The sequence below is a fragment of the Streptomyces sp. NRRL F-6492 genome, from assembly GCF_001280125.1.
Lineage (GTDB): Bacteria > Actinomycetota > Actinomycetes > Streptomycetales > Streptomycetaceae > Streptomyces.
The window spans coordinates 33,564-48,354 of the sequence record NZ_LGEG01000269.1 but is presented as its reverse complement, the minus strand read 5'-3'; the positions used below and the strand labels follow the sequence as shown (position 1 = coordinate 48,354).

The 14,791-nt window shown below is 71.2% G+C and carries 12 protein-coding genes and 1 riboswitch; of the genes, 4 read left to right on the top strand and 8 right to left on the bottom strand.

Translation table 11 applies throughout. The features are described 5' to 3' along the window. Window positions 1-390: 390 nt before the first annotated feature. From ADL08_RS32180 to ADL08_RS32145, 8 genes are all read right to left on the bottom strand, one after another. The gene (locus tag ADL08_RS32180) at window positions 391-1,887 is read right to left on the bottom strand and encodes an ABC transporter ATP-binding protein (protein ID WP_107092156.1); all 1,497 of its coding nucleotides are present in this window, start codon (window positions 1,885-1,887) and stop codon (window positions 391-393) included. Between the two features lie 8 nt (window positions 1,888-1,895). Continuing rightward, window positions 1,896-3,047 (bottom strand): ABC transporter ATP-binding protein, encoded by a 1,152-nt coding sequence (locus tag ADL08_RS32175; protein ID WP_053649295.1) that lies wholly within the window; start codon window positions 3,045-3,047, stop codon window positions 1,896-1,898. Continuing rightward, window positions 3,044-4,042 carry an ABC transporter permease gene (locus ADL08_RS32170; RefSeq protein ID WP_053649293.1) on the bottom strand — a complete coding sequence of 333 codons (999 nt, stop codon included), beginning with the start codon at window positions 4,040-4,042 and terminating at the stop codon, window positions 3,044-3,046. Before ADL08_RS32170 ends, ADL08_RS32175 begins: the two co-directional genes overlap by 4 nt. 114 nt (window positions 4,043-4,156) lie before the next feature. Then, window positions 4,157-5,926 carry an ABC transporter substrate-binding protein gene (locus ADL08_RS32165; protein WP_053649291.1) on the bottom strand — a complete coding sequence of 590 codons (1,770 nt, stop codon included), beginning with the start codon at window positions 5,924-5,926 and terminating at the stop codon, window positions 4,157-4,159. Window positions 5,927-6,035: 109 nt separating this feature from the next. Continuing rightward, complete coding sequence (locus tag ADL08_RS32160; RefSeq protein WP_053649289.1) at window positions 6,036-7,064, bottom strand: ABC transporter permease; 1,029 nt, start codon at window positions 7,062-7,064, stop codon at window positions 6,036-6,038. Between the two features lie 352 nt (window positions 7,065-7,416). Continuing rightward, window positions 7,417-8,208, bottom strand: a complete 792-nt coding sequence (locus ADL08_RS32155) for an enhanced serine sensitivity protein SseB C-terminal domain-containing protein (protein WP_063885393.1) — start codon at window positions 8,206-8,208, stop codon at window positions 7,417-7,419. Between the two features lie 93 nt (window positions 8,209-8,301). Further along, window positions 8,302-9,042, bottom strand: coding sequence for an enhanced serine sensitivity protein SseB (locus tag ADL08_RS32150; protein WP_053649287.1), 741 nt, complete (start codon window positions 9,040-9,042; stop codon window positions 8,302-8,304). A 222-nt stretch (window positions 9,043-9,264) separates the two neighbouring features. After that, entirely contained in the window at window positions 9,265-9,927 is a 663-nt protein-coding gene (locus ADL08_RS32145) for an AAA family ATPase (protein WP_053649286.1), read from the bottom strand. 151 nt (window positions 9,928-10,078) lie between these two features. Beyond that, window positions 10,079-10,194, top strand: a riboswitch (glycine riboswitch). A gap of 168 nt (window positions 10,195-10,362) precedes the next feature. Between ADL08_RS32145 and gcvT the strand changes: the two genes are divergently transcribed. The 4 genes from gcvT (at window position 10,363) to ADL08_RS32125 (ending at window position 14,775) form a co-directional block, all read left to right on the top strand. Next, window positions 10,363-11,487 (top strand): glycine cleavage system aminomethyltransferase GcvT, encoded by a 1,125-nt coding sequence (gcvT, locus tag ADL08_RS32140; RefSeq protein ID WP_053649285.1) that lies wholly within the window; start codon window positions 10,363-10,365, stop codon window positions 11,485-11,487. A 77-nt stretch (window positions 11,488-11,564) separates the two neighbouring features. Beyond that, the gene (gene gcvH / locus ADL08_RS32135) at window positions 11,565-11,945 is read left to right on the top strand and encodes a glycine cleavage system protein GcvH (RefSeq protein WP_053649284.1); all 381 of its coding nucleotides are present in this window, start codon (window positions 11,565-11,567) and stop codon (window positions 11,943-11,945) included. 32 nt (window positions 11,946-11,977) lie between these two features. Beyond that, window positions 11,978-13,246: a serine hydroxymethyltransferase gene (gene glyA / locus ADL08_RS32130; RefSeq protein WP_053649282.1), complete on the top strand. Its 1,269-nt coding sequence runs from the start codon at window positions 11,978-11,980 to the stop codon at window positions 13,244-13,246. Between the two features lie 158 nt (window positions 13,247-13,404). After that, complete coding sequence (locus ADL08_RS32125) at window positions 13,405-14,775, top strand: L-serine ammonia-lyase (RefSeq protein ID WP_053649280.1); 1,371 nt, start codon at window positions 13,405-13,407, stop codon at window positions 14,773-14,775. The last annotated feature ends 16 nt before the right edge of the window (window positions 14,776-14,791 follow it).

Here is a 14,791-nt window from a genome sequence, read left to right as displayed (position 1 = left end):
CCGGGGGGCTCCGCCCCCGAACCCCCCTGACGCGAGCGCTTCGCGCCGCGAGCAGGCGCCGCCACCGGGCCCCGCGCCCCGGGCACGACCGGCCCGCCGGGCGAGGCGCTCGGCCCCGCCGGACGCGGGGCGGGCGCGAGCACCGGGCAGCCGGCAGCTGGCAGCTGGCAGTCGGCACCGTGCAGCTGCAAGCCCCCTGCGGGCTCAGGGCGCGGGACGGGCGCAAGCCCCCGCGGGCGCGGGACGCGGGGCAGGCGCAAGCGCCCTGCGGGCGCACGGGGGCGGGACAGGCGCAAGCCCCCTGCGGGCACGGGAGGCGTACGGGGCGGGCTCCGCCCCGTACACGCGAGAGGTCCCCGTCGCCGGGCGGCGACAGGGACCTCTCCGGGGTCACGCCTTCGGCGCGTCGCCCTCGGCGGCGGGCCCGGCGGCCTCGGCCGGACCGTCCGTCTCCGCCGATGCCTTGCCCTCGGGCCCGGTCCCGGCCGGGCCGTCCGTCGCGGCAGACGCCTCGGGCCCGGTCGCGGCCTCCGCCCCGGCGGGCTTCTCGGCCTTCGCCGGGGTCTCCGTCCCGGCGGACGCCTCCGCAACGGCCCCGACCGAAGCCTCGGCCTTCACCGGGGTCTCCACCCCGGTCGGCACCTCCGCAACAGACCCGACCGGAAGCTCGGCCTTCACCGGGGTCTCCACCCCGGTCGGCACCTCCGCAACAGACCCGACCGGAAGCTCGGCCTTCGCCGAGGTCTCCACCCCGGTCGGCACCTCCGCAACAGACCCGACCGAAGCCTCGGCCTTCACCGGGGTCTCCGTCCCGGCAGAGGCCTCCGTCCCGGTGGCGGCCGGCGTGGTCGGTTCCGGGCGTTTGGTGATCTCCACCGACTCCCGTGTCCCCGGTACCGTCACGCCCTCCGCGTTCTCCGGGTGGTGGCAGGCCACGCGCTGGCCCGGGCGGAGTTCCAGGAGCGGGGGCTCCTGGGTCTTGCAGACCTCCGTGGCCTTCCAGCAGCGGGTGTGGAAGCGGCAGCCCGGCGGCGGGGCGATCGGGGAGGGGACGTCCCCGTTGAGGAGGATGCGCTCGCTCTTGACGCCCCGGCGGCGCGGGTCCGGGACCGGGACCGCCGACATCAGGGCCCGGGTGTACGGGTGCATCGGGGCCTCGTACAGGGACTTGCGGTCCGCGAGCTCGACGATCTTGCCGAGGTACATCACGGCGATGCGGTCCGAGACGTGCCGGACGACCGAGAGGTCGTGCGCGATGAACACGTAGGTGAGGCCCAGCTCGTCCTGGAGGTCGTCCAGGAGGTTGACCACCTGCGCCTGGATGGAGACGTCCAGGGCCGAGACCGGCTCGTCCGCCACGACCAGCTTCGGCTTGAGCGCGAGCGCGCGGGCGATGCCGATGCGCTGGCGCTGGCCGCCGGAGAACTCGTGCGGGTAGCGGTTGTAGTGCTCCGGGTTGAGGCCCACCAGGCCGAGGAGGCGCTGCACCTCCTTCTTCACGCCGCCCTCGGGCTCGACGCCCTGGAGCCGGAAGGGCGCCGAGACGATCGTGCCGACCGTGTGGCGCGGGTTCAGCGAGCCGTACGGGTCCTGGAAGATCATCTGGATGTCCCGGCGGAACGGCCGCATCCCGGACACCCCGAGGTGGGAGATGTCCTTGCCCTGGAACTCGACCGTGCCGCCGGTCGGTTCGAGCAGGCGGGTGATGAGCCGGCCCATCGTGGACTTGCCGCAGCCGGACTCGCCGACGATGCCGAGGGTCTCACCGGGGTAGACCTCGAAGTCGAGGCCGTCGACCGCCTTGACCGCGCCGCTCTGGCGCTGGAGCAGGCCCTTCCGGATGGGGAAGTGCTTCTGCAGGCCGGTGACCTTGAGCAGGGGTTCCATGGTCTCGCTCACAGCTTCGGCGCAATCTCTTCGGTCCAGATGCGGGTGCGCTCCTCCTGCGGCATGTGGCAGGCGGAGTGGTGGCGCTCTCCGACGAGCTCCAGCTCGGGCCGCTGGGTGCGCGTGATGCCGCCCTTGGGGACGTCCGCGTACGGGCAGCGCGGGTTGAAGGCGCAGCCGCTCGGGATGTTGATGAGGCTGGGCGGGTTGCCCTTGACCGGGATGAGCCGGTCGGTCTGCTCCCGGTCGATGCGCGGCATCGAGCCGAGCAGGCCCCAGGTGTAGGGGTGCTGCGGCTCGTAGAAGACCTGCTCGGCCGGGCCGCGCTCGACGCAGCGCCCGCCGTACATGACGAGGATGTCGTCGGCGAGCTCGGCGACGACGCCGAGGTCGTGGGTGATGATGACGACCGCGGAGCCGAACTCCTTCTGGAGGTCCCGCATCAGGTCGAGGATCTGCGCCTGCACGGTCACGTCGAGGGCCGTGGTCGGCTCGTCGGCGATGAGCAGCTCGGGGTTGTTGACGAGCGCCATGGCGATCATCGCGCGCTGGCGCATGCCGCCGGAGAACTCGTGCGGGTAGTTGTCGAACCGCTTGACGGGCTCGGGGATGCCGACCCGGTCGAGGAGTTCGACGGCCCGGGTGCGCGCCGTCTTCTTGTTCACGTCGTGGTGGACGCGGTACGCCTCCACGATCTGGGCGCCCACCGTGTAGTACGGGTGCATCGCGGACAGCGGGTCCTGGAAGATCATGGCCATCTCGCGGCCGCGCATCCGGCGGACCTCTTCCGGGTCGGCCGAGAGCAGCTCGCGCCCGTTGAGCCAGATCTCGCCGGAGATGCGGGCCTTCTGCCGGCCGTACTGCCCGACCGTGTGCAGGCCCATGATGCCGAGCGAGGTCACCGACTTGCCGGAGCCGGACTCGCCGACGATGCCGAGGGTCTTGCCCTTCTCCAGCTGGAAGGAGAGGCCGTCGACCGACTTGACCAGACCGTCGTCGGTCGGGAAGTGGATCTTCAGGTCGCGTACGTCGAGGAAGGCGTCGGAGGGGGCGGGCCTCCCCGGACCGGGCTTTCCGGCGGCGGACTTCCCGGCGGCGGGCTTCCCGGTGGCGGCGGGCTCTCCCACCGCCGCTCCGGTCTTCGACAGCTGGTCCGTCATGCGAGCCTCACTCGGGGGTCGATCACCGCGTACAGAAGGTCCACCACGAGGTTGGCGATGACCACGGAGGCGGCCGTGATGAGGGTGACCGCGAGGATCACCGGCAGGTCGCGGTCGCCGACCGCCTTGAAGGCGGCGTTTCCGAGACCCGACAGGTTGAACGCGGTCTCGGTCAGGACCGCGCCGCCGACGAGGGCGCCGAGGTCCATGCCGAAGATGGTCAGGATGGGGGTCATGGTGGAGCGCATCGCGTGCTTGCCGAGCACGACCGGCTCCGGCAGGCCCTTGGCGCGGGCGGTGCGGATGTAGTCCTCGCCGAGGACCTCCAGCATGGTGGCGCGGGTGAGGCGCGCGTACATCGCCGCGTAGAGGAAGGCGAGGGTGACCCAGGGCAGGAGGAGGCCGATGAACCACTCGCCCGGGGACTCGGTGAACGGGACGTACTTGGCGTCCAGCCAGCCGAGCTGGGTGCGGAAGAGGAACATCGCCAGCATGGCGGTGAAGTAGATGGGGAGCGAGACTCCGGCGAGGGCGGTGACCATCGCGATGCGGTCGATCGCGGTGCCGCGCTTCAGCGCGGAGACGACGCCGGCGGTGACGCCCATGAGGAGCCAGAGCACGGCCGCGCCGACGACCATGGAGAGGGTGACCGGGATCCGGTCGACCAGCATGGCCCAGACGTCCTGCTCGGTCTTGAAGGAGTAGCCGAAGCACGGGGCCGCGCAGTGGATGCTGTCGCCGCCGCCCGTGTAGTCCCGGCCGACGAAGATGCCGGAGACGAAGTGCCAGAACTGCACCAGGATCGGCTCGTCCAGGCCCAGCTTCTGCCGGATGCCCTCGATGGAGGCCGGGTCCGCCTGCTTGCCGACGAACATCGCGGCAGGATCGCTGCCGGTCAGCTTGGGAATGAGGAAGAAGATGCTGAGCGTCACGAGCGTGACGACGAGCAGCATCACGACGACCGCGAAGAGTCGCCGGACTATGTATGCAAGCATGCGGTCGGCCGGTCGGCGGCCGGGGGACCCGATCGGGTCCCCCGGCCGCCGCCCTCGGCCATCACCTGCCCTTCGGACCTGGCGGCGGGTGGTGCGCCGGTGGAGCGGGTCGGATTACTTGACGACGCCGAGCGACGCGTAGTCGTAGCGGCCGTTGTAGGCGTCCGCCGTGTAGACGTTGGTCAGGCGGGAGCTGCGCCAGATGATGTTCTTCTCGTGGGTGAAGGGCAGGTAGACCGCGGCCTCCGACACCTTCGTGTTGATCTGCTTGTAGAGGTCGCCGGCCTTGACCGGGTCGGTCTCCTTCAGCGCCTGGTCGAACAGGCCGTTGACGGCCTTGTCGTTCAGCTCCGAGAAGTTGTTGTTGCCGCTCTGGAGGATGAAGCGGCCGTCGACCAGCGGCTGGAGGAAGCCCTGGCCCGACGGGAAGTCGGCGCCCCAGCCCATGATGATGATGCCGTAGCCCTTCTCCTTGACCACCTTCGGCGAACCGATGATGCCCGAGGTCTGGGCGCCGTCGAACTGGTCGATCTGGGCCTCGATGCCGACGGCCTTCAGCGACTGCTGGAGGGACTCGGCGGTGGCGATCTCGATCGGCTTGTTGTTGCGGACCGCGATGGTGGTCTTGAAGCCGTTCGGCTTGCCGCACTTCGCGAGGGCCTCCTTGGCCTTCGCGACGTCCGCCTTGCCCGCGAGCTTGCCGTACGGGTCGGCCTTCGGGTCGGCGCCCTTGATCGCCGGCGGCAGCATGTTGGCGGCGATGTCGCCACCGGCCTGCGGGCCGCCGCGGGCGGTCTGGAGGGACTTGGAGTCGGCCGCGTAGATGATGGCCTTGCGGCACTCGACGTTGTCGATGACCGTCTGCGGGAAGACCGCGTAGCGGATGAAGCCCGTCTGCGGGTTGTCGATGTTGCTCTTGTGCTGCTGGAGCACCTTCTGGCGGGCGGCGGCGCCGACACCGGTCGCGTTGATGTCGAGGTCGTACTCGCCCTCGATCAGGCGGTTGTCCATGTCGTCGGCGTTCGTGGTGAACGTGACGCTGATCTTGTCCGGCAGGGCCTTGCGGATCGTGTCCGTCTTGGCGTCCCACTTGTCGTTGCGGACGAGCTTGATCGACTTGTTGGGGGTGTACGAGTCCCACTTGTACGGGCCGGAGGAGAAGGGCTTCAGGCCGTACTTGGACTTGGTGTCCTTGTCCTGGCGGACCGGGGAGGCCGCGGGCATCGCCAGCATCTGCAGGAAGTCGCCGTTGGCGACCGGCAGCTTGAAGACGATGGTCTTGTCGTCCGGGGTCTCGATCGCCTTCAGGCCGAGCTTGTCCGCGGAGGTGTCCTTGTACGGGCCCTTGTACTCGCCCTTGGGGTCCAGGACCTGCTGGAGGTAGATCGGGCCGCCGGAGATGACGTCCTGCGCCCAGATGCGCTCGATGCCGTACTTGACGTCCTTGGAGGTGATCGGCTTGCCGTCCTCCCAGGTGACCCCGTCCTTCAGCGTGAAGGTGTAGGTGAGGCCGTCGGCCGAGACCTTGCCGGTGTCGGTGGCGAGGTCGGAGACCAGCTCGGTGGAGGCGGCGCCCGGCTCGGCCTTGAAGGTGACCAGCTGGCGGGTGTAGTAGCGGGCGAAGTCCCACACGAAGCCGTAGTAGCCGCGCTGCGGGTCCCACGAGTCGGCCTCCTGCGAGCCGATGAACTTCAGCTCGCCGCCCTTCTTGTCGGAGGCGTTGAGGACCTTGTTGACGCCGCCGTTGAAGGCGAGGCCGTCCTTGCCCTTGTCACTGCCGCCGCCGCCGTTGCCGCCGCCGCAGGCCGTGGTGACGACCATCGTGGCCGCGGCGAGCAGCGCGCCCGCGGCGATTCTGCGCCTCTGAGAGCTCATCAGAGTCATGGGTCTCGCAACCTCCGGGATAGTGGCGGCCGTTACGGCGGTCCGCCGAGGGGGATGAGCCTCCTGTCGACAGCGGCAGGGGCGGGTCTTGCGGGTCGTCGGCGAACGGTCAGCGGGAGCCCTTCGGGTCGAGCGCGTCGCGCACGCCGTCGCCGAAGAGGTTGAACGCCAGGACGGTGATGAAGATCGCGAGGCCGGGGATCACCATGAACAGGGGGTCCGACTCGTAGGTGTTGACGGCCTTGGACAGCATCTGTCCCCAGGAGGCGGTGGGAGGCTTCACTCCCGCGCCGAGGAAGCTGAGGGCCGCTTCGGTGAGGATGTTGGTGGGGATCATGAGGGTCGCGTAGACCGTGATCGGGGCGACCAGGTTGGGCAGCAGCTCCTTGCGGAGGATGTAGAGGCGGCCGGCGCCCAGGCTGCGGGCGGCCTCCACGTACTCGCGCTCGCGCAGCGAGAGGGTCTGGCCGCGGACGATGCGGCCGACGTACGGCCAGCCGAAGAAGCCGATCACGACGACGAGGGCGCCGATGCGCACGCCCGAGCCCTCGATCCCGAACAGCTCGTTGGGCAGCACCGAGACCAGCGCGATCGTGAAGAGCAGCTGCGGGAAGGCGAGCATGACGTCCATGACCCGGCTGAGGGCCGCGTCGATCCAGCCGCCGAAGTAGCCGGCGACGATGCCGAGGACGGTGCCGAGGAGGACCGCGAAGACCGCCGCGAGGAAGGCGACGAGCAGGGAGATCTGGGCGCCGTAGACGATGCGGCTGAAGACGTCGCGGCCGTTGACCGGCTCGACCCCGAGGAGGAAGTCGGAGCTGATGCCGCCCCAGGCGCCGATCGGGGTGCCGAAGAGCGGGTCGATCTGGTCCTCGTGGAACTCGTCCGGCGGGTGGCCGAGGAGACCGACGATGACCGGCGCGAAGAGCGCGACCAGGATGAGGAAGACGACGACGCAGGCGCCGGCGAGGGCGAGCTTGTCGCGCTTGAGGCGGGTCCAGGCGATCTTCCAGGGCGAGCGGCCCTGGATCGCCTTGTCGGGGGTGCCGGGGGTGCCGGAGGAGCCGGGATCGGCGGGCACGCCGTCGACGGTGGCGGTCGACGCGCCCGCACTGGTCTCGCGCAGTGGTGCCGTCATCGTGGTGAGGACCCCTCTCGGCCGCCGGTAGCCGGCCCTTGCCCGCCGCGGGTAGCGGCTCGGTGGAACAACCTGCTGGGTATCTGCCCGAAAGGAGCCGAACACCCGGTGTTCCGGGGAGTCTTCAACGCGCTTGTGATCACCCGCCAGCCCTGACGGGGAATGGTTGCTCAAACGTGATGCGGTGCTGCGACTTCCGTTATCCGGACGCCGCGCGGGTGTGAGCGGACCATCTCGGCCCCTCTTCCCCCCAATCGGACATGTCACCCAACTGGGCGTTTGACCTCTTCAATTGGGGCGAACAAAGGCTTCCGGCGGGGCCGGTGGGGCGGACGGGAAAGGAGGGGACGTCTCAGTATCCGGACGGTGCCGCCGGCGGGTATCCGTACCCCGGGGCGGGGGCGGAGCCGCGCCCGGCGTGCGCCTCGCGGTCGTAGAAGGGGCGCGCGTTCGCCCGCAGCCAGAGCGCCACCGGGTCGTACGCGTCGGAGAGGGCGACCGTCGAGACGGGCAGCCCGTCGGGGACGGAGCCGATGGACTGGCGCATCATCGACCGGACCGTGTCGACGGCCGCCGGGGAGGTGTCGTAGAGGTCGAGCCCGATGACGAGGTACGGGGAGCCGAGCGCGGGCTGCACCCAGCCGCGGCGCAGCGCCCGGACGGCCGGGGTGCGGTGGGCGTTCTGCGTGATCAGGGCGTAGAACTGCGGGATCTCCAGGGCGGGCTCGGTGACGCGCAGCGGCCCGGCGGGCATCCGGTCGAGGCCGGTGGCGATCCGGCGCAGGTCGGCCCAGGGGATGCCGACGCCGCCGCCGGGGGCGTGCGGATTGAGCCAGACGCCCCAGCGGTCGGGGTAGAGGGCGCGGGCGATCTCGCGGCCGGTGACGCGCTCGTGGGCGCGGTTCCAGCCGGAGGCGGCGAGCTCCTGGTCGGAGGTGACGCAGGGCGCGTAGCCGAAGCCGTCGACCTCCATGTTCCCGTACTGGGCGTCGGGCGAGCCGGGCGAGCCCTGCCAGAGCAGCATCCGGAGCTCGCCGTCGGCGAGGGCGTGCAGCAGCTGCTCGTACGCGTCGTAGCGTCCGGGTGCCACCTGGCGCAGCATGTGCTCGACCTGACCGGTCGCAGCGGTGCCTGACGCGCTCACCCTGGGTTCCGCCCCTCTTTTCGTCCACCACGTCTGTGCGGCCACCGGGTCAGGTGCGGCCGTCGAGTCAGTTCAGCTTAAACAGGGTGCCGCTCACACGGCGGCGCGCTGGTAGAAGGGGCGGACCCGCTCCACCATCCAGTCGCCCACCGGGTCCTGCGCCATGTCGAGCAGGATGAGGTTGACCGGCCAGGCGACCTCGACGCGGCCGAGGGCCCGGCCGAGGGCGTCCAGGGGGGCGGTGCGGTCGGCGCCCTCCCAGTGGGAGAGCTGGACGCCGATGAAGAGGGCCGGTTCGGTGCCCTCGACGCTGGCGAGGGCGCGGCGGGCGCTGGCGACGACGCCGGTGGCCTCGAACTCGGCGGAGGCGGCGGCGAGGAAGTCGACGGGGTCGTCCTGCCAGTCGGGCTCGAAGAGCCGGACGCGGCCGCCGGACGCGGGCCCGTCGAGCGGGGTCCGGCCGGCGCGGCAGAGCTCGGCGACGGCGGGCGGGGGCAGCGGGACGCCGACGGCGCCGCCGGGGTTCACGGCGATGCCGAGCTGCGGGGGCAGGCCGCGGGCGAAGTCGCGGGCGGGGGCGACGGCGAAGGACATGTGGTCGCCGGCGCAGGCGCGGAGCTGCTGCTCGGAGCTGAAGACGGGGACGTAGGCCGCGCCGTCGATCTCCAGGGTGGCGAGGTCCAGGTCGGGGCTGTCGGGGCCGCCGCCGTTGGGCAGGGGGACCCAGACCGGGCTGCGGCCCAGCACCTCCAGGAGGCGGCCGCCCGCCTCGGGGTTGCCGAGCGAGGCGGCAAGCACCTCTTCGAGCTCGTTGCCCGGCCACGTCACGTCCACGGTCCCGTTCCCCTTCTCGCACGGCCTGCCGTACCCGGCCGCCCGGCAGCACCCTAACGCCGCCCCGGCACCGCCGTGGCCAGAAGAGAAGGGTACGAGCGCCCCGGACGCGCCGCGGGCGGGACCCGGAGTCGCCGTACGGGAGGCCCCGGAGGCGCCGTACGGGAGGCCCGAAGTCGCCGTACGGGAGGCCCCGGAGGCGCCGTGCGCGGTGCCCGTCCGTCAGACCGCCTCCCCGAAGGTGATCTCCCGGAGGGTGTCGGCGGCGTCCCGGTCGAGCAGGGTCGCCGAGGCGCAGCCGTGCGGGAGCCGGCCGGTCCCGGCGGCCCGCAGCAGCCGGCCGACCGCGCGCCGGTGGCGGGCGAAGGCGTACGCGGAGACGCCCCGGCCCCGGGCGTCCTGCCCGGCCCTGGCGGTGTCGGGGGTGACGTCGAGGAGGACCAGGTGCAGGTCGCTCCCCCGGCGGCGGGCCTCGCGGGCGAGCCAGCCGCGCACCCAGGACTGGGTGCCGCAGTCGTGCACGACCACGCTCGCGCCGGAGCGCAGGGCGCGGCGCAGCCCGGCGTAGTGCGCGATCCGGACCAGGGGGCGGTAGACCGCGTACGGCAGGAGGCGGGGCATCCGGGCGTCCCAGCGCTCCCGGGCGTCCTGGGAGTCGACGCCCCGGCCCCCGGCGGTCCGCCTCATGAGGGTGGACTTGCCGCTGCCGGGCAGCCCGGAGACGACCACGAGGTCTCCGGCCGCGAACGTGAGGGCGCGGGGGCCCCGGCCCCCGCGCTCGCGCAGGTCCCGCAGGATCCGGCTCCGTCCCCGGGTCCGGGCGCGGGCCCGTGGGGACGGTATGCCGGTGCCCGCCGCGTACGCGCCGGTGTGCTGGATCGTCATCGCTGCTCCCCCTGCCGGGCCTCAGGAGACCCTTCCCAAGAAGTGTAAAGAAACGGTAATGGGGCACAAGCGATTTGCCGCGCCGACACCGCGTGCAATGATGTGCCCGCCAGGCGCGCACAGTCGCCTGTACAACCGCATACCGGCCGTTCGAATCCGCGCGGGAGAGTTCCGGACCACGGAGTGGGTCACCCACAGAGTGTGTCCGGGCGCCGAAGGAGCAAGACCCTCCCTTGAATCTCTCAGGCCCCGTACCGCGTGGATGAGGCAGATCTGAAAAGCGGGACACCGTCGTGTCCCCACCCAAGGTGCAAGCCGGACTCTCGGTGACGAGATGCCCCCGGTGAACCTCTCAGGTTCCATGACAGATGGGGAGGACGTCCTCGCCCGTCATGTCTTCGTCACCGAACGCCCTTGGGACCCGGGAGCCACCCCATGACCTCTGCCCCCCGCCTGACCGCCCTCGACGCGCTGCATCGTTCCCTGGGCGCGACCATGACCGACTTCGCGGGCTGGGACATGCCGCTGCGGTACGGCAGCGAGCGCGACGAGCACCACGCCGTCCGCACCCGGGCCGGCCTCTTCGACCTCTCCCACATGGGCGAGATCACCGTCACCGGGCCGCAGGCCGTCGAGCTGCTCGACTTCGCCCTGGTCGGCAACATCTCCACGGTGGGCACCGGCCGCGCCCGGTACACGATGATCTGTCGCGAGGACGGCGGCATCCTGGACGACCTGATCGTCTACCGCCTCGGTGACACGGAGTACATGGTCGTCGCCAACGCCTCCAACGCCCGGACCGTCCTGGACGCGCTCACCGAGCGCGCGGCCGGCTTCGACGCCGAGGTCCGCGACGACCGCGACGCGTACGCCCTGATCGCGGTCCAGGGCCCGGAGTCCCCCGGCATCCTGAAGTCGGTCACCGACGCCGACCTGGACGGCCTGAAGTACTACGCCGGCCTGCCGGGCACGGTCGCGGGCGTGCCCGCGCTGATCGCCCGCACCGGCTACACCGGCGAGGACGGCTTCGAGCTCTTCCTGAAGCCGGAGCACGCCGAGGGCGTGTGGAAGGCGCTGACCGAGGCGGGCGAGGGCGTCGGCCTGATCCCTTGCGGCCTGTCCTGCCGCGACACGCTCCGCCTGGAGGCGGGCATGCCGCTGTACGGCCACGAGCTGACCACCTCCCTCACCCCCCTCGACGCCGGCCTCGGCCGGGTCGTGAAGTTCGAGAAGACGACCAACGAGGGCCGCTTCGTCGGCCGCGAGGCCCTGGAGAAGGCCGCCGAGCGCGCCGAGACCGCCCCGCCGCGCAGGCTGGTCGGCCTGATCGCCGAGGGCCGCCGGGTCCCGCGCGCCGGGTTCTCCGTCGTCAAGGACGGCGCGGTGATCGGCGAGGTCACCTCCGGGGCCCCGTCCCCGACCCTCGGAAAGCCGATCGCGATGGCCTACGTGGACGCGGCGCACGCGGAGCCCGGCACCCGGGGTGTAGGTGTGGACGTCCGGGGCACCCACGAGCCGTACGAGGTCGTGGCACTGCCGTTCTACAAGCGCCAGAAGTGACGAAGTCGTCCCACCGCGCGTCTCACCCCGCAAGACCCACGTTCATCAGTACTCCCCCGATCCAGGAGAATCAGGTCATGAGCAACCCCCAGCAGCTGCGGTACACCAAGGAGCACGAGTGGCTGTCGGACGCCGAGGACGGCGTCGCGACCGTCGGCATCACGGAGTTCGCGGCCAACGCGCTCGGTGACGTCGTCTACGCCCAGCTCCCCGAGGTCGGCGACACCGTCACCGCGGGCGAGACCTGCGGCGAGCTGGAGTCGACGAAGTCCGTGAGCGACCTGTACTCCCCCGTCTCGGGTGAGGTCGTCGCCGCCAACCAGCACGTGGTGGACGACCCGTCGCTGGTGAACACGGCTCCGTTCGAGGGTGGCTGGCTGTTCAAGGTGCGCGTCGCGGGTGAGCCGGACGACCTGCTCACCGCCGACGAGTACGCCGCGTTCTCCGCCGGGAACTGAGACCGGGCCCGAGACCCCTTAGGGATCGATTCATGTCGCTTCTGAACACTCCCCTCCACGAGCTGGACCCCGACGTCGCCGCCGCCGTCGACGCCGAGCTCCGCCGTCAGCAGTCCACCCTCGAGATGATCGCCTCGGAGAACTTCGCTCCGGTCGCGGTCATGGAGGCCCAGGGCTCCGTCCTCACCAACAAGTACGCCGAGGGCTACCCGGGCCGCCGCTACTACGGCGGCTGCGAGCACGTCGACGTGGCCGAGCAGATCGCCATCGACCGGATCAAGGACCTGTTCGGCGCCGAGTACGCCAACGTCCAGCCGCACTCCGGCGCCTCCGCGAACCAGGCCGCCCTCTTCGCGATCGCCCAGCCCGGCGACACGATCCTGGGCCTGGACCTGGCGCACGGCGGCCACCTCACCCACGGCATGCGCCTGAACTTCTCCGGCAAGCAGTTCGACGTGGTCGCGTACCACGTGGACGGGGCCGGTCTGGTCGACATGGCCGAGGTCGAGAGCCTCGCCAAGGAGCACCGCCCGAAGGTGATCATCGCGGGCTGGTCGGCGTACCCGCGCCAGCTGGACTTCGCGGAGTTCCGCCGGATCGCGGACGAGGTCGGCGCCTACCTGTGGGTCGACATGGCCCACTTCGCGGGCCTGGTCGCCGCCGGTCTGCACCCGAACCCGGTCGAGCACGCGGACGTGGTGACCTCCACCACGCACAAGACGCTCGGCGGTCCGCGCGGCGGCATCATCCTGGCGAAGAAGGAGTTCGCGAAGAAGCTGAACTCCTCCGTCTTCCCCGGCTTCCAGGGCGGCCCCCTGGAGCACGTGATCGCGGCCAAGGCCGTCTCCTTCAAGGTCGCGGCCTCGGAGGAGTTCAAGGAGCGCCAGCAGCGCACCCTGGACGGCGCCCGCATCATCGCCGAGCGCCTGGTCCGGGACGACGTGACCGCCCACGGCGTCTCGGTCCTGTCCGGCGGCACGGACGTGCACCTGCTCCTGGTCGACCTGCGCGACTCGGAGCTGGACGGCCAGCAGGCCGAGGACCGGCTCCACGAGGTCGGCATCACGGTCAACCGGAACGCGGTCCCGAACGACCCGCGTCCCCCGATGGTCACCTCGGGCCTGCGCATCGGCACGCCGGCGCTCGCGACCCGCGGTTTCGGGGCCGAGGACTTCCGCGAGGTCGCGGACGTCATCGCCGAGACCCTGAAGCCGGGCTTCGACGCGGAGAAGGCCGAGGCCCTCAAGGCCCGGGTGACCGCCCTCGCGGACAAGCACCCGCTGTACCCCGGCCTGAAGTGATATCGCAGTAATTTCGTACGCTTTTGTTCGTACGGACATCCGGGGCACCGCGCACACTGGAACGACGGGCGCGGTGCCCCGACCCATGTCCCCCGCACACGCGCTCTCTGCACCACCCCGGCAGACAACGACGTCCAGCCCCCACAAGGAGTCCTCCCGTGGCCATCTCGGTCTTCGACCTGTTCTCGATCGGCATCGGCCCGTCGAGCTCCCACACGGTGGGCCCGATGCGAGCGGCCCGGATGTTCGCCCGCCGGCTCAAGAACGAGGGCCTGCTGGCCCACACGGCGAAGGTGCGGGCGGAGCTGTACGGCTCGCTCGGCGCCACCGGCCACGGCCACGGCACCCCCAAGGCGGTCCTCCTGGGCCTGGAGGGGAACTCTCCGCGCACGGTCGACGTCGAGCACGCGGACGAGGAGTTCGAGCGGATCAAGGCGAGCGGCCGGATCAACCTGGTCGGCGCCCACGAGATCCCCTTCGACTTCGACGCCGATCTGGTCCTGCACCGGCGCAAGGCGCTCCCGTACCACGCCAACGGCATGACGGTCTTCGCGTACGACGCGGAGGGCGGGCTCGTCCTGGAGAAGACGTACTACTCGGTGGGCGGCGGCTTCGTCGTCGACGAGGACGCCGTGGCCGGCGAGAACCCGATCGTCCCGGACGACACGGTCCTGAAGTACCCCTTCCGCACCGGCGACGAGCTGCTCCGCCTCGCGAAGGAGACCGGCCTGTCGATCTCCGCGATGATGCTGGAGAACGAGAAGGCCTGGCGCACCGAGGACGAGATCCGCGCGGGCCTCCTGGAGATCTGGCGGGTCATGCAGTCCTGCGTCTCGCGCGGCATGTCCCGCGAGGGGATCCTGCCCGGCGGCCTGAAGGTCCGCCGCCGCGCGGCGAACTCGGCCCGCAAGCTGCGCTCCGAGGGCAACCCCGCGGCCCACTCGATGGAGTGGATCACCCTGTACGCGATGGCGGTGAACGAGGAGAACGCGGCGGGCGGCCGGGTGGTCACCGCCCCGACGAACGGCGCGGCCGGCATCATCCCCGCCGTCCTGCACTACTACATGAACTTCGTCCCCGGCGCGGACGAGGACGGCGTGGTCCGCTTCCTCCTCGCGGCCGGCGCGGTCGGCATGCTCTTCAAGGAGAACGCCTCGATCTCCGGCGCCGAGGTCGGCTGCCAGGGCGAGGTCGGCTCGGCCTGCTCGATGGCGGCCGGCGCCCTGGCCGAGGTCCTGGGCGGCTCCCCCGAGCAGGTGGAGAACGCGGCCGAGATCGGCATGGAGCACAACCTGGGCCTGACCTGCGACCCGGTCGGCGGCCTGGTCCAGATCCCCTGCATCGAGCGCAACGGCATGGCGGCGGTCAAGGCCGTCACGGCCGCGAAGATGTCGATGCGCGGCGACGGCAGCCACCTGGTCTCCCTCGACAAGGTCATCAAGACCATGAAGGAGACGGGCGCCGACATGAGCGTCAAGTACAAGGAGACGGCGCGGGGCGGGCTCGCGGTGAACATCATCGAGTGCTGAGGCCGCGGACCGGAAA

Coding starts and splice junctions, on each gene's coding strand:
- ADL08_RS32180 (WP_107092156.1), bottom strand. CDS start 1,887: ATGGAACCCCTGCTCAAGGTCACCGGCCTGCAGAAGCACTTCCCCATC.
- ADL08_RS32175 (WP_053649295.1), bottom strand. CDS start 3,047: ATGACGGACCAGCTGTCGAAGACCGGAGCGGCGGTGGGAGAGCCCGCC.
- ADL08_RS32170 (WP_053649293.1), bottom strand. CDS start 4,042: ATGCTTGCATACATAGTCCGGCGACTCTTCGCGGTCGTCGTGATGCTG.
- ADL08_RS32165 (WP_053649291.1), bottom strand. CDS start 5,926: ATGACTCTGATGAGCTCTCAGAGGCGCAGAATCGCCGCGGGCGCGCTG.
- ADL08_RS32160 (WP_053649289.1), bottom strand. CDS start 7,064: ATGACGGCACCACTGCGCGAGACCAGTGCGGGCGCGTCGACCGCCACC.
- ADL08_RS32145 (WP_053649286.1), bottom strand. CDS start 9,927: ATGACGATCCAGCACACCGGCGCGTACGCGGCGGGCACCGGCATACCG.
- gcvT (WP_053649285.1), top strand. CDS start 10,363: ATGACCTCTGCCCCCCGCCTGACCGCCCTCGACGCGCTGCATCGTTCC.
- gcvH (WP_053649284.1), top strand. CDS start 11,565: ATGAGCAACCCCCAGCAGCTGCGGTACACCAAGGAGCACGAGTGGCTG.
- glyA (WP_053649282.1), top strand. CDS start 11,978: ATGTCGCTTCTGAACACTCCCCTCCACGAGCTGGACCCCGACGTCGCC.